Source organism: Pseudarthrobacter equi (genome assembly GCF_900105535.1).
Lineage (GTDB): Bacteria > Actinomycetota > Actinomycetes > Actinomycetales > Micrococcaceae > Arthrobacter > Arthrobacter equi.
Genome location: NZ_LT629779.1, coordinates 3,168,813 through 3,182,800 on the forward strand (window position 1 = coordinate 3,168,813; position 13,988 = coordinate 3,182,800).

Here is a 13,988-nt window from a genome sequence, read left to right on the forward strand (position 1 = left end):
CTGACGGAGAAAAGGATGAGTGTTTGACTGAGGGCAACAGCTCCCACTACCAGGTCCTCAAGGTGGCCGTCACTGCCACCGACAAGGAAATCAAGCTGGCGTACCGCCGCGCTGCCCGCTCGGCCCATCCGGACCAGGGCGGCGATGCCGCGATTTTCCGGCAGGTGACTGCAGCGTATGAAACCCTCATCGATCCGCAGCGCCGCAAGGCCTACGACCGTTCCTATGCGGCCGGATCCTTCCAGAACGGTGCAGCGGACAGTGGACCGCATTTCGACGCTCCGCCTGCCGGCAGCCGGGCTTCCGCTACCGTCCACCGCCAGCCCGGGACGCGCAACACCGCCGGAGACCCACCCGTTTATGTGCCGCCCTACGACGACGGCGGCATGGTTCCGCTGATTCCCCTCGCCCAGGCCAGCCAGCAGGTCCACGGCGTGCCGCGTAAACGCGGAATCTTCGGCGCCGAGGCCAGGATCCAGCGCGAGATGCGCACGGTTCAGCTCCTCACCCGGCAGGTGCTGCCGGCCATCCCGGCCGCGAGGCTGATCAACGGCCTCCTGTCCCCCGCCGACAACAGCCACATCGATCACGCGGTCCTCTCGGGTTACCGGCTGGCGCTGGTGGGTTCCATGCTGCTTCCCAAGGGCGCCTACGCGTGGGACGGCCGGACGCTGAACCACGGAGGGCGTGCCATCGCACCACCGCAGCTTGGGCAGGTGGTGCGCGCCATGCAGGATATCTTCCCGGAGCTGAACGTGACGGGATGGACTGTGGTCCACAGCCCCGGCGGAAATTTGCACGAACCGGTGATTGACCAGCACCGGCGATCAGCTGGCGAACTCGAAGCAGTCAGGATCGTGAACGCTGCGGGGCTGACCCGCGGGCTCAAGGAGTTCCTGTCCTCCGGCCCGGCCCCCAACACCGTGAATGTTCCGGTCCTTGCCCGCCTCCTGCACGGAATGCACTGACTGCGGTAGCTAGGATGGGATGGTGTTCCGCATCCTCTTTCACGAACCCGAGATTCCCGGCAATACGGGCAACGCCATCCGGCTCGCAGCCATCACCGGTGCGGAACTGCACCTCGTGGAGCCGCTGGGCTTCGACTTTTCTGACGCGAAGCTCCGGCGGGCGGGCCTGGATTACCATGACCTCGCCGTCGTTACCGTGCATCCCACCCTTGAGGACGCGTGGCGCCACCTGAAACCGGAACGCGTCTACGCCTTCACCTCGGATGGCACAGCCAGCTACACGGACATCGCCTACCAACCCGGCGACGTCCTGATGTTTGGCCGCGAATCCGATGGCCTCCCCGCCGAGGTGAAGACCGACCCGCACGTAACGGCCACTGTCCGGCTGCCCATGCTGCCCGCCCTGCGTTCCCTCAACCTGGCCAACGCCGCCTCGATCGCCGTCTATGAGGCGTGGCGGCAGCAGGGGTTTGCCGGCGCCAAAGTCTGATCAGGCATCGTCACTCCGCGTCGCGCCGACGCCGGGTGCCTGCAGGAAATCCGCAAGGCGGCCCATCCATTGGCCCGGCAGCCCCGAATCACAGCTGGGAATCGTCGCACGCGTGATGGAGGAGGAGCAGGTGACACTTCTGGAGGCAGGGTCCAGACCCGCTCGGCATGTCAAGGGCATTGCTAAAGATTCTCCGCCAGGAGACTTATGCTTGGAAGCAATGGAGACTCCCAAGGCGCCAAACACCGAGGCTGTGGCAGCAGTAACAGATCCCCCGGCTGACTCGAGCCACCAACTGGCAGTCCTGCTGGAGGGTATAGCGCGGGGCGATCAGGCAGCATTTGCCGAGTTTTACCGGCTGACGTCACGCAGGGTGTTCGGCATGGCGCGCCGGGTGCTGATCGACCCCGAACTCAGCGAAGACACCACCCAGGAAGTATTCCTGCAGGTGTGGCAGAACGCTGCGAAGTTCGATTCCTCGGCCGGAAGCCCGCTGTCCTGGCTGATGACTATTTCCCATCGGCGGGCCGTGGACCGGGTGAGGTCGGCACAGTCCTCCAGCGACCGCGAGGCAAAGTACGGCGCGAGCTCGCAGGACATCGAGCATGACAGTGTTTCAGACGAGGTAAGCAGCAGGCTGGAAGCCGAAGCTGTGGTCCGCTGCCTGGAGACATTGACCGAAACGCAGCAGGAGTCAGTGCGCCTGGCCTACTACGGCGGCCTTACCTACCGGGAAGTCGCTGAACGGCTGAACGCTGCAGTACCAACCATTAAGTCCCGAATCCGCGACGGGCTGATCCGATTGAAGACCTGTTTGGGGGTGAGTTGAGATGACAGACATGAACCAAGGACACCACGGCCGGTCTTTCGGCGATACGGTCGCCGCGGACCTCGCATCAGGCAGGGCCGTGGATCTCGCGGAGCTCTATGCCCTGGACGCTGTGACGGACCAGGAGCGGAGCGCCATCGACGAGTACGTCTCCTCCGCACCGGAGCCCGAGCGGCAGGCCTTCCTCGACAGGGTCCGCCAGGCACGGGAAACACTGGCTGCCACCTTCCGCGTCGAGGAAGAACCCCCCGCAGATCTCTTTGATCGGATTGTCGCCCAGCTTCCGGCGCACGCAGTGGCCACCGAGGCCCCACCGGCAACAGTGCCCGCAGCGGCGGACGGCGATGAACTCGCCATGGCGCGCCAGCGCCGGGAAGAACGGCGCCGGTCTTCGGGAACACGCCGCTGGCTCGCGGGCGTTGCTGCTGCCGCGGCAATAGCCCTGGGCGGAGTCGGGTTGGGAGCGTACTTCGCAGACCAGAACGATCCCGTCAACCAGGTAGTCAGGGCATCGGATCTTCGCGAGGCGTCTGTGGACGTTACCGGCGGCGGTACGGCCACACTGTTCATCTCGCCCTCGGAAAACGCCGCAGTGGTGAAGATGAACGGCGTTCCGGCGCCTCCGGCGGGCAAGGTCTACCAGATGTGGCTCATTCCCAAGGACGGTTCGGCACCAGTTTCCCAGGGGTTGATGGACAAGGAAGCACTGTCCAAGCCGGCTGTGGTGGAAGGAATTTCGTCAGCCGCAACGCTCGGAATCACCGTGGAGCCTGTGGGCGGTTCCCGCACCCCCACCCTGCCCACGGTCGCAGCTGCTCCGCTCGGAGCGTAGCCACACCCCGAATGCAGAGAACACCCCGCCTCCTGAAGGAGGCGGGGTGTTCTGCGTTGGCGGCTAGAAGCCGGCGATGGTCCCTGGGCCGTTCACGGCCACTACATGGAACGCCTCTGCGCTCTGCCCGGCCGGAAGCCCGGCCCGTTGGGCGTTGACGCTCATGCCCTGCCTGACGGCTGCCTCCATGGCTGCCACATCGGGATGCTGGCTCACGTGCACGTGAATGGCCTGGAGCTTCGCGTCCACGTGGCCGGTCACGTCCACCACGTGGTTTTCGCGCTCCTCCGGGCCCGCATAGAGCCACAGCCACGGCAGCTTATAGGCCTCAAGCCCCGCTTCAGCCAGTTCCGGGTAGGCGAAGGGGTTTTCGACCGCCGGGTAGACGGCGCGTGTCACGGCCTCCCCCACCGCCAGGTGGTCCGGATGGCTTTTCTGGATGCGCCGCCAGTTACGTTCAGGATGCATGGAAAGCACGACGTCGGGACGGATTTCGCGGATAAGCCGCACCACTCCGCGCATCACGTCGTGCGTCGGTTCGAGGTAGCCGTCGCGCTCGTGGAGGTAATGGATGTCGGAGACGCCCACCAGCTGGGCGGCCCTTCGCTGTTCAGCGTCACGCATGACGATAATGTCTGCCCGGTGCGCCGGATCGAATCCCCCGGCGTCGCCGTCGGTCATGATGCAGTAGCTCACCTGCACCCCTGCCGCCGTCCAGGCGGCGATAGTCCCGGCAGCACCGAAGTCGATGTCATCGGGATGTGCCGCGAAACAGAGCACCCGCTCCACCCGGTGGATTTCCGGATTGAACGGGCTCTGGTCCTGCTGAATCAGTGCAGCCAAGGTCAGCCTTTGCGCTTCCTGATTTCCGCCGCTGCCTGGGGCAGCACATCGAAAACGTCGCCGATGATTCCAAAGTCTGCGATTTCGAAGACGGGAGACTCGGCGTCCTTGTTGACCGCGACGATGACCTTGGAGGTCTGCATCCCGGCTTTCTGCTGGATGGCGCCCGAGATGCCTGCCGAGATGTAGAGCTGCGGCGACACGGTCTTGCCGGTCTGTCCCACCTGGGCGTCGTGGCTGATCCAGCCTGCGTCTGTAGCCGCCCGCGATGCACCCACGGCAGCGCCCAGGGCGTCTGCTAGTTCCTCGACGGGGCCGAAGTCACCGTCCATGCCGCGCCCGCCGGCCACCACTACGCGTGCGTCTGTCAGGTCGGGGCGTCCGCTCGCCGCTTTCTGCTCGCGGGCAGTGATGCGGGCAGCGGGTACGGTTCCGACTGCAACCTCCACGGTGACGGTTTCCGGTGCCGAGGGTGCTGCCGCCGGTTCCGGTACCACGTTGTTGGCCTTGATGGTCAGGACGGACACAGGGGTCTTGGCCTTGCAGGCGGTGGTGTAGGACCCCGCCAGGACCGACTTGTGGGCGGTTCCGTCGGCATCCACGGACACGACGTCGGTGATGACGCCGGCGTTGAGCCGGATGGCCAGGCGTGCCGCTACTTCCTTGCCTTCCGGCGAGTTATCCAGCAGAACGACGCCGGCTCCCGTGTTCTCTGCGGCGGCGGCCAGGAAGGCGGCCTTGGGGGCGACCAGGAAGTCGTTCAGGTCCTGGGCGGAGGGCCGCAGCACGGCCGCGGCGCCGTATTCGGCAAAGGAGGCGGCGACGGCGTCGGTGAGTTCACCGTTGACGGCGACGGCGGGTTCCCCCAGCGAGCGGGCCAGGGTCAGCAGCTCAAGGCTGCTCTTCTTCAGGGCTGCGCCCGGGTTGTCAATGAAAACGAGTACTTTTGCCATGTCTGTGATCCTCTTAGAGCAGCTTCTGGGCGGCCAGGAAGTCCACCAGCTTGATGCCGGCGTCGCCTTCGTCGGTGATGATGGTGCCGGCGGTCCGTGGCGGCCGTTCTTCGGCGCTGGTCACCGTGGTCCAGGAGCCGGCGAAGCCAACCTGGTCGGGGGAAACTCCGATGTCCGCGAGGGACAGCGTGGCGATGCTCTTGCGCTTTGCAGCGATGATTCCCTTGAAGTTGGGGTACCGGGGCTCGTTGATCTGGTCCGTCACGGACACGATGGCGGGCAGCGGTGCTTCCACGGTTTCGGAGGAAGTGTCCGCGTCGCGGCGTGCAGTAAGGCTGCCACCGGCGACCTCCAGCGAGGAAGCGAAGGTCACCTGCGGCAGGCCAAGCCGTTCGGCCAGCTGTGCCGGTACCAGGGACGTCTCACCGTCAGTGGATGCCATGCCGGTGATGACCAGGTCCACCTGGCCGAGGTGCCGGATGGCTGCTGCGAGCGCGAGCGACGTTGCGGCCGCGTCGGAGCCTGCCAGGGCATCGTCGGTGAGGTGGACGCCTTCGGTGGCACCCATCTGCAGGGACTTCTTGACGGCGTTGACTGCGCCGGAGGGGCCCATGCTCAAGGCGATGACCTGGTTGCCGGCCTTGCTGCCGCCGCGTGCCTCGGCGAGCTGCAGCGCCGCTTCGAGCGCGTACTCGTCCAGCTCGGACAGGATGCTTTCATCGCGGTCCGTAGTGTTGCCCTCTCCGTTGAGGTGGCGGTCAAACTGGGCGTCCGGTACATGCTTGACCAGGACGACAATCTTCAAAGTATCTTCCACTGTAGTGACAGCAGCCTTCCATGCTTGTGGACAGCCAGCCGGGTGAGGTCATGGCCGCGGAGTGCCCGGCATGCGGGTAGGTCTAGCTAACCATATTGCGACCGCCATGTGACGCCCGGTTAACCCCTGTGTCCGTGCGTTTCCCTGCGCGGACGCCGGCATCCGGAAACACGGCGGCCGGGCGGTCAACCGAAGGCGGCGCCGCCCCCGAAGGTGCGGCGCCGCCGTCGTTATTGCCGGTTCACCGGCGTGGTGGCCCTAGCTGGCCGCCGTGCCCAGTTTGACGTCGAACGTCTGTTCCTTGCCGCTGCGCAGGACGGTGATCTTCACGGAGGATCCTGCCGGCTGTTCGCGGACAGCCGCAGTCAGCTGGTTCGGCTCACCGATGGCGAGGTCGTTGAACTTGGTGATGACATCGCCCACCATGATCCCCGCGTTGGCTGCGGGCGAGTTGGCTTCCACGGTGGCAACGTCTGCGCCGACGGAGAACTCGGAGGATGCCCCGGAGGTCGTCTTTGCCTTGACGCTGACCCCAAGCTGCCCGTGGGACGCCTTGCCGTTGTCGATGATCTCCTGAGCCACGCGCTTGGCGTTGTTGATCGGGATGCTGAAGCCCACACCGATGTTGCCGCTGGAGGAGGATGAGGTGCCCGAGCCGGCGGAGGCGATGGCAACGTTCACGCCGATGATCTCGCCCTTGCTGTTGACCAGTGCGCCGCCGGAGTTACCCGGGTTGATGGCCGCGTCAGTCTGGATCACATTAATGGCGATGGATCCCTGGCTTGAACTCTGCTGGCTCTGGCCGCCGCCGGGAGGCGCGAACTGGAAGCCCTCGTCCCCGCCCTGGCTGTTGTCTCCGCCTTCGGGCGCTGCCGACGAGGCCACGCTGATGGTGCGGTTGAGGGTTGAGACGATGCCGTCCGTCACGGTGCCGGTGAGTCCCAGCGGTGAACCGATGGCAATGGCGGTGTCGCCCACATTGAGCTTGGAGGAGTCGCCGAGGGTGGCAGGCGTGAGGCCGGACGTGTCGTCCACCTTGATCACCGCAAGGTCAGACAACGGGTCGGTGCCCACCAGTTTGGCGGGAACCACCTTGCCGCCGCTGGTACGGATCTCCAGGCTGGCGTTGGCAGACTGGCCGTCAAGGGTCACCACGTGGGTGTTGGTCAGGATGTGGCCCTGGTCGTCAAGGACGATGCCCGAGCCGGTTCCGCCGGAACTTCCGCTGGTGGCGCTGATGGTGACCACGCTCGGCGAAGCCTTCACGGCGGCCGCGGTGATCTCGTTGACGCTGTCCTGGTTGTTGACGATCACGGTGCCGGGCTGGCTGTTGCTGCTGGCCGTGGTGGAGGTTCCCGTGCTGCCGAACAGCTCGCCGGAACCAACCGTGGCCACGCCGCCGCCTACGAGGCCGGCAGCAAGGATGCTGGCCACCAGGGTCCCGACCCCGAACGTCGCCTTGCGCCGAGGAGCATCCTTGGCGTTGGGGGCAAATCCAACGCCGCCGGCGGGATCCCCGTGGGCAGTTCCGGCAGCCGGCTGGCCGTAATTGTGCGCGTTCCCGTTCTGCTGGTGTTGCGGGTTCTGCCCGTGTTGCGGGTTCTGCCCGTAATAGGCCGACTGGCCGTAGAACGGCTGGCGCTGCGGGTACTCGGGGTGCTGGCCCCGCGGAATTTCCCGGGTGGGGTTGTCCGTGGCCTGGCGGTCAAACTGTTCGGTGGGGTACTGGCGCCCCTGGTCAGCTCCCCCGGTGTTCGCGTGGGTAGGAGTATTGCTGTCCGCGCCCTGGTTGCCTGTTTCAGGGCCGGCACCCGGACCGTCCGCATGCCGAGCGTCCGTGGGACCGTCTCCCGGCATCGTGGGCTGCTGCCAGGGATTCCGGCTGGTGGACCGGCCGTCCTCGGGGCCGTGTCCGGAACTTTGGTTCTCAGTCATGGGACTTCCTTTCATCCTCGTCTGCATTAACTATGTACCCCGTCGCTGGAACAAGTTCGGATGTTTGCTGGGAGCTTGCTGAACGCGGCTGGCACCTGATCACCAGCTATGACCTCCCCTGGGAGCGGCCCTGCCCGCATCGTTTCGCTGGTGGCATATTCAGCTCAATGGACGGCCTGTGGGGTGCACCATAGAATCAAGATGAAATGCCACAGCGACCTGCGGCTTCACACCGAGCGTGGGGGCGCTGCTGGATTTCGTGACGACTGATTCGTCCGGAATCGGTGTCAGGCGTGCTGAAGGGTTGCACATGCGGTCAAAGTTCAAACGTATTCTCGCCGTCGTTGGCCTTGCCGGTCTGCTGGCGGTGCCCGCCGGCGCGGCCTGGGCCGAAGATCCGGTCACCATCCCGTCGGGAAAGAACATCGTCGACAACGCGAAGGTTCTTGGCGGCCGCGAGGGTGAAGTCCAGAAGGCCATCCAGGACTTGCTCAAAGACCACAAGTACAACCTTTACGTTGTCACGGTCGACACCTTCACGAGCCCTACTGATCCCGTCCAATGGACGCAGAAGGTGGCCGAGTTGAAGGGCATGGGCCGGGCCGACGCAGTTCTGGCGATGGCCGTGGATGACGGAAAGTTCAATTTCGTCACGAACTCCGCGAGCCCGATACGGTCCAAGCAGGCCAACATCAGCCAGAACGCTGTCACAGCCAACCTCGCCGGTGGCAAGCGCGACTATGCCCAAGCCGCCATCGACACTGCGGCGGCTATCGGAGACGCTGCAGGCGGAGGTAACGGCAACGTCTCCTCCGGCAACGACGCCGGTGCTGCGGTACTCGTGGGGACAGGCGTTGTGGCCGCCGGTGGCGCCGGCGCCTACCTGTACTTCCGCAACCGCCGCAAGAAGGCAGCCGGTCAGGCTTCGAGCGCCAGCTATGGCCCTCAAGGTGGCCAGGTGGACCCCTTGGCTTCCCTTAGCGTCGAAGAACTGCGCCGCAAGAGCGGCCCACTGCTGATCGAGGCTGATGACGCCATCAAGTCCAGCGAACAGGAACTCATGTTCGCCCAGGCCCAGTACGGCGACTCTGCCGTGGGCAACTTCACCAAGGCCCTCGATGAGGCCAAAGCCCACATGACCGAATCGTTCAAGCTCCAGCAGCAGCTCGACGACCACATCCCGGACACTGAGGAGCAGCAGCGGACCTGGCTGGGCGAGATCATCCGGCGGTCGGAGGCTGCGCTGGCCTCCCTGCAGGAGCAGAAGGCGGACTTCGACTCGCTGAGGGAACTCGAAAAGAACGCTCCCCAGGCCCTTGCCGTCATCAATGCCGGAGCACGCGACGCCGACGCAAAGATTGCCAACGCCGAGGAATCGCTCACCACGCTGCGCGCCAAGTACGCCGACAGCGCCCTGGTCCAGGTGTCCGACAACATCCTTCAGGCCAAGGAACGCCTCGCCTTCGTCAAGAACGCCACCGCGGCCGCGCAGCAGAAGCTGGACGAGGGTGAAGCGAGCCTCGCCGCCGTGGCCGTGCGTGCTGCTGAGGAAAGCCTCCACCAGACGACCGTCCTGATCGATGCCATCTCCAAGCTCTCGTCCAGCCTGGACGAGGCCCGCAACAGCCTTGAGGCCGCGGTGGTTGACACCTCCCAGGACCTTGCCCAGGCCCGGGCGATGATCCAATCCGGCGCCCACCCCGAGCTTGCCGGCCCGGTAGCAGGCGTCGAGGCTGCCCTGGCCCAGGTCAAAGCCGAAATCCAGGGTGGCAAGATCGACCCCATTGCCACGCTGCAGCGGGTCGAGGCTGCCCATCAGTCCCTCGACCAGTCGCTGACCGGAATCCGCGACCAGCAGGAGCAGGCACGCCGGGCCCAGGCCTCGCTGCAGCAGACCATCATGTCCGCACAGGCGCAGATCAGCGCTACCTCGGACTACATCACGGCCCGCCGCGGCGGCGTCGGCACCGAGGCGCGGACCCGTTTGGCGGAATCCCAGCGGAACCTGGACTACGCGCTCTCCATTGCACGGACCGATCCCGTCACAGCCCTCACCTACGCACAGCAGGCACACGCCCTCGCCGCGCAGGCAGCCCAGTTGGCCCAGGCGGATGTGGACCACTTCGACGGCTACGCCAACCAGGGCTACGGCCGGGGCGGCATGTTCGGCGGCGGCGGAGGCGGCGGCCTGGGTGGCGCCATCTTGGGCGGCATCCTGATCAACTCCATCCTCAACGGTGGCGGCGGCGGCGGTTGGGGCGGCGGCCACGGCGACGGGGGCGGCGGGTTCGGCGGAGATTCCGGCGGCTTCGGTGGCGGCGACTTCGGCGGCGGTGACTTCGGCGGCGGTGACTCGGGGAGTTTCTAGATCCACAGGCTAGGCGCCCGCCGGAATACCGGCGGGCGGATAGACGCAGTACACCACTGTTCACCGGCAGCAGTGGCCACAACAGAGCAGGACGAAAGGTAACACCATGGTTAAGCAGTCCATTTTCGGCCGCATCGCTCAGCTGGCGAAGGCAAACATCAACTCCTTGCTGGACAACGCTGAGGATCCGCAGAAGATGCTGGACCAGATGGTCCGGGACTACACCAACAACATCGCCGAGGCTGAGTCAGCCGTGGCGCAGACCATTGGCAACCTCCGCATGCTCGAAGACGACTACAACGAGGATGTCCGCAATGCCCGCGACTGGGGCAACAAGGCCCTGGCCGCCTCGCGCAAGGCCGATGAGTTCCGCAGCAATGGCGACGTGACGGACGCCGAGAAGTTCGACAACCTGGCCAAGGTGGCCCTGCAGCGCCAGATGGCTGCCGAGAGCGAAGCCAAGGGCGCTGAGCCCAGCATCGCCTCGCAGCGCGAAGTGGTTGACAAGCTCAAGAACGGCCTCGACCAGATGAAGGGCAAGCTCAACCAGCTCACCAGCAAGCGCAACGAACTGGTGGCACGGTCCAAGACCGCAGCCGCACAGACGCAGGTCCACGACGCCATCAAGAGCATCGACATCATGGATCCCACCAGCGAAGTGGGACGCTTCGAAGAGAAGATCCGCCGCGAAGAGGCGAAGGTCCGCGGCCAGCAGGAACTCGCCGCATCGAGCCTCGATGCACAGTTCAACCAGCTGGAAGACCTTGGTGAGCAGGTGGAGATCGAGGCCCGCCTGGCCGCACTGAAGTCCGGCGGCAAGAGCACCCAGGCCATCGGTTCGGGCAATTCGGCCGAACCAGCATCCACCGTGGATGAGGCGGATTTCGATAAGCTCTGAGCCTGCGGGAGCAGGTAATCACCAACGTTGAAGGGCCGGGACGGAAAGTCCCGGCCCTTTGCCGTTCCCCGGTGTGTAGCGTGGTGGCATGGCTTCCACAGATCTGACGTCACTCGTATGGCTGCGCGACGACCTTCGCCTCGATGACAACCCTGCACTGTCCGAAGCTGCCCACCTCGGTGTGCCGATGACAGTGGTCTATGTACTGGACGAGGAGTCGGACGGTGTTCGGGCGCTCGGAGGGGCCAGCCGGTGGTGGCTGCACCACTCGCTGGCGGCACTCAGCGCCGATCTGGAAGCCAAGGGTTCGCGGCTGGTGCTGCGCCGCGGCAAGGCCGCCGACGTCATCAGTTCACTGGCTGCGCAGACGCATGCGGGCCACCTCTTCTGGAACCGCCGCTACGGCGGGCCGGAACGCGATATCGACGCCGGCCTGAAGGAATGGGCTGCCGGCAACGGCATCGAGGCCTTCAGTTTCCAGGCCAACCTGCTCTTCGAGCCCTGGACCATTAGGACCGGCGCAGGCGGCCCGTACAAGGTCTACTCACCGTTTTGGCGTGCCTGCCTGGCAGCCGGCGACATCCGGGATCCTTTCGACGTTCCCCAAGACCTTCCCGAACCGGCTTCCTCCGGCCGCGGCCTCCCGGCGAGCGACTCCCTAGGCAGTTGGAAGCTGCTGCCTACCTCGCCCGACTGGAGCGGAGGGCTGGCCGACACGTGGGTGCCGGGCGAAAAGGGCGCGCTGGACCGCCTAACGGACTTCCTGGACGGTCCCATTGAGGACTACGGGACCGGAAGGAACATCCCCGGCACTGAGGGAACCAGCCGGTTGTCTCCGTACCTCCGGTTCGGCGAAGTCAGTCCGTTCCGGGTATGGCGTGAGATCCGCCGCCGCCATCCGCGGCAGGTTCCTGCCGACGTCGGCATCTTCCGCTCCGAACTCGGCTGGCGGGAATTCAACTGGCACCTGCTGTATCACAATCCGGAACTGGCCACCCGGAGCTTCCGGCCCGACTTTGAGAAGTTCGAATGGGGATCACTGAGCCGGCAGGAACTGGCCGCGTGGCAGCAGGGCCAGACCGGCTATCCGCTGGTTGACGCCGGTATGCGGCAGCTCTGGCAGACCGGGTGGATGCACAACCGCGTCCGCATGGCAGCGGCATCCTTCCTGGTCAAGAACCTCCTGACCGACTGGAGGGTGGGCGAACAATGGTTCTGGGACACCCTGGTGGACGCCGACGCCGCAAACAATCCCGCAAACTGGCAATGGGTGGCCGGCTCCGGAGCGGATGCCTCGCCCTACTACCGCATCTTCAATCCGGTAACCCAAAGCAAGAAGTTCGACGCCGGCGGCGACTACCTGCGCCGGTTCATCCCGGAGATCGCCGGCCTTGAGGGCAAAGCGATCCACGAACCATGGACGGCGGAGCTGGAGAGCTACCCCCAGCCCCTGGTGGAGCTCCCAGAGTCACGGGAGCGGGCACTGGATGCCTACCAGAAGCTCAAGGACTCGTGACCGCTTGTACGGGCCGCCAGGGTCAGCGGCTGACCTTGCCCATCAGTGACGCGATGGGGCGCAGGAAAAGCGGGCGGGCGAGGAACCAGGCGCCAACCATGACAGCCACGGAAGCGGCGAAGACCCAGAAACCGAACCAGCCGTCGTCGTCACGCACACCGTACATGTGGTTGAGGTTCCGGAGCGCCCCCGTGGCGAAGACCAGGAACACATGCACCACCACGAAGGCCACGAAGTAGATCATCACCGGGAAGTGCACGGCACGGGCCCACTCGATGGGGTAGGCCTTATTCAGGCCGGCAGCCTTCTTGGGCCATGCACCGGACATGCGCAGCCCGGTGATGAACGCCAGCGGTGCGGCGATGAAGACGGTGATGAAGTAGGTCAGCAGCTGGAGCGCGTTGTAGTTGACCCAGCCGTTCTCCGTGGGCCAGTTCAGCGATGCGTACTGGAGGGCGGCCGAAAGGGCGTTCGGGAACACATCCCAGCTGGTGGGGACAATCCGCATCCACTGGCCGGTGGCAAACAGGAGAACGGCGAACACCAGGCCGTTGAGGATCCACAGGGCATCCAACGTGAGGTGGAACCACAGCTCAAGGCTGATCTTCGTTGGAGCGTTCCGGGTCCGGATCAGGCCCTTGTTGTTGCGGGTCCAGTGGGCGCTGGGACGGGTGGTGGTCCGCACCTGCCAGCCCGTACGGATAATCAGCAGCAGGAAGAAGGCGTTGAGGAAGTGCTGCCACGCCAGCCACGCCGGGAAGCCCTCGGGTGCCGAGGCCGGCAGCTCCGAATGCCCCGGGTAGGCAGCCACGAAGGAAGCCACGGCGGGAAGGCCCACAAGCCATCGGGCGGCGAGGACCACCAGTACCAGCGCCACGAGGACGGCCGGGACGCCCCAGTAGAGTCGGGACCGCTTACCCGTGGCGGCGCCGGGCTTCTTCGTGGGTGTGGACATCGAACTACATTCCTCTCGAGAATGACTGGCCAGGTGCTCGCAGCACGCAAGCCCTGCGAACGAGAATACTAGGAACTACCCTCATCCACGGAAAAAAGAAGACCCCGTCCGGCTGGTGTGCCGAACGGGGTCTTTCCATAGTTGCGGGGACAGGATTTGAACCTGTGACCTCTGGGTTATGAGCCCAGCGAGCTACCGAACTGCTCCACCCCGCGTCGCTTGATCAACACTACCCTATCTTTTCGGCCGCCGTGACCACGTGGCCCAAAGCCCCTCCCGGCCATCCGCCAGAGGCGTGCCATGCCACCGCCAACCGACACAGCCAGGAGCACAAAAAAGACCCGGACACTGTTTCCAATGTCCGGGTCTTTTACCAGTTGCGGGGACAGGATTTGAACCTGTGACCTCTGGGTTATGAGCCCAGCGAGCTACCGAACTGCTCCACCCCGCGTCGCAAGAACTACTTTACCGGGAGGTGAACGCCAAGCCAAATCGAGACAGCGTGACGTCCGTTACGCAAGCGGCACCCGCTTCCCGGAGGAAGCGGGTGCCGCTTTACGTCGTCGTACTTTCATTCAGGTCCT

Annotated in this window: 12 protein-coding genes and 2 tRNA genes; 7 read left to right on the forward strand and 7 right to left on the reverse strand. The window is 65.2% G+C overall.

All coding sequences use genetic code 11. The features are described 5' to 3' along the window. The first annotated feature begins 23 nt into the window (after positions 1-23). From BLT71_RS14325 to BLT71_RS14340, 4 genes are all read left to right on the forward strand, one after another. Positions 24-968: a J domain-containing protein gene (locus BLT71_RS14325; protein WP_091721493.1), complete on the forward strand. Its 945-nt coding sequence runs from the start codon at positions 24-26 to the stop codon at positions 966-968. A gap of 22 nt (positions 969-990) precedes the next feature. Further along, entirely contained in the window at positions 991-1,458 is a 468-nt protein-coding gene (locus BLT71_RS14330) for a tRNA (cytidine(34)-2'-O)-methyltransferase (protein ID WP_091724047.1), read from the forward strand. Between the two features lie 220 nt (positions 1,459-1,678). Then, a complete protein-coding gene (locus BLT71_RS14335) occupies positions 1,679-2,287 on the forward strand; it encodes a sigma-70 family RNA polymerase sigma factor (protein ID WP_091721495.1) in 609 nt (202 codons plus the stop codon). Position 2,288: 1 nt separating this feature from the next. Continuing rightward, positions 2,289-3,119: an anti-sigma factor gene (locus tag BLT71_RS14340; protein ID WP_091721498.1), complete on the forward strand. Its 831-nt coding sequence runs from the start codon at positions 2,289-2,291 to the stop codon at positions 3,117-3,119. 63 nt (positions 3,120-3,182) lie between these two features. Here the strand turns inward: BLT71_RS14340 and BLT71_RS14345 are convergent, their stop codons facing one another. The 4 genes from BLT71_RS14345 to BLT71_RS14360 all read right to left on the reverse strand — a co-directional run bounded on the left by BLT71_RS14345 (position 3,183) and on the right by BLT71_RS14360 (position 7,667). Next, complete coding sequence (locus BLT71_RS14345) at positions 3,183-3,962, reverse strand: PIG-L deacetylase family protein (RefSeq protein ID WP_091721500.1); 780 nt, start codon at positions 3,960-3,962, stop codon at positions 3,183-3,185. Between the two features lie 2 nt (positions 3,963-3,964). Continuing rightward, positions 3,965-4,915 carry an electron transfer flavoprotein subunit alpha/FixB family protein gene (locus BLT71_RS14350; protein WP_091721502.1) on the reverse strand — a complete coding sequence of 317 codons (951 nt, stop codon included), beginning with the start codon at positions 4,913-4,915 and terminating at the stop codon, positions 3,965-3,967. Between the two features lie 13 nt (positions 4,916-4,928). After that, complete coding sequence (locus BLT71_RS14355; RefSeq protein ID WP_015937642.1) at positions 4,929-5,720, reverse strand: electron transfer flavoprotein subunit beta/FixA family protein; 792 nt, start codon at positions 5,718-5,720, stop codon at positions 4,929-4,931. A 270-nt stretch (positions 5,721-5,990) separates the two neighbouring features. Then, on the reverse strand, positions 5,991-7,667 hold the full coding sequence (locus tag BLT71_RS14360; protein ID WP_091721505.1) for a S1C family serine protease: 1,677 nt from the start codon (positions 7,665-7,667) through the stop codon (positions 5,991-5,993). A 310-nt stretch (positions 7,668-7,977) separates the two neighbouring features. On the opposite strand from BLT71_RS14360, the gene BLT71_RS14365 reads away from it, so the two are divergent. From BLT71_RS14365 to BLT71_RS14375, 3 genes are all read left to right on the forward strand, one after another. Continuing rightward, complete coding sequence (locus tag BLT71_RS14365) at positions 7,978-10,035, forward strand: TPM domain-containing protein (RefSeq protein ID WP_091721507.1); 2,058 nt, start codon at positions 7,978-7,980, stop codon at positions 10,033-10,035. A 106-nt stretch (positions 10,036-10,141) separates the two neighbouring features. After that, positions 10,142-10,933, forward strand: coding sequence for a PspA/IM30 family protein (locus tag BLT71_RS14370; RefSeq protein WP_091721510.1), 792 nt, complete (start codon positions 10,142-10,144; stop codon positions 10,931-10,933). 88 nt (positions 10,934-11,021) lie between these two features. Beyond that, complete coding sequence (locus BLT71_RS14375; RefSeq protein ID WP_091721512.1) at positions 11,022-12,449, forward strand: cryptochrome/photolyase family protein; 1,428 nt, start codon at positions 11,022-11,024, stop codon at positions 12,447-12,449. A gap of 22 nt (positions 12,450-12,471) precedes the next feature. Here the strand turns inward: BLT71_RS14375 and BLT71_RS14380 are convergent, their stop codons facing one another. The 3 genes from BLT71_RS14380 to BLT71_RS14390 form a co-directional block, all read right to left on the reverse strand. Further along, positions 12,472-13,404 (reverse strand): cytochrome b/b6 domain-containing protein, encoded by a 933-nt coding sequence (locus tag BLT71_RS14380; protein WP_091721515.1) that lies wholly within the window; start codon positions 13,402-13,404, stop codon positions 12,472-12,474. A 141-nt stretch (positions 13,405-13,545) separates the two neighbouring features. Then, positions 13,546-13,619: transfer RNA gene (locus BLT71_RS14385), tRNA-Met, on the reverse strand. A gap of 162 nt (positions 13,620-13,781) precedes the next feature. Beyond that, positions 13,782-13,855 (reverse strand) — tRNA-Met (locus tag BLT71_RS14390). Positions 13,856-13,988: the final 133 nt, after the last annotated feature.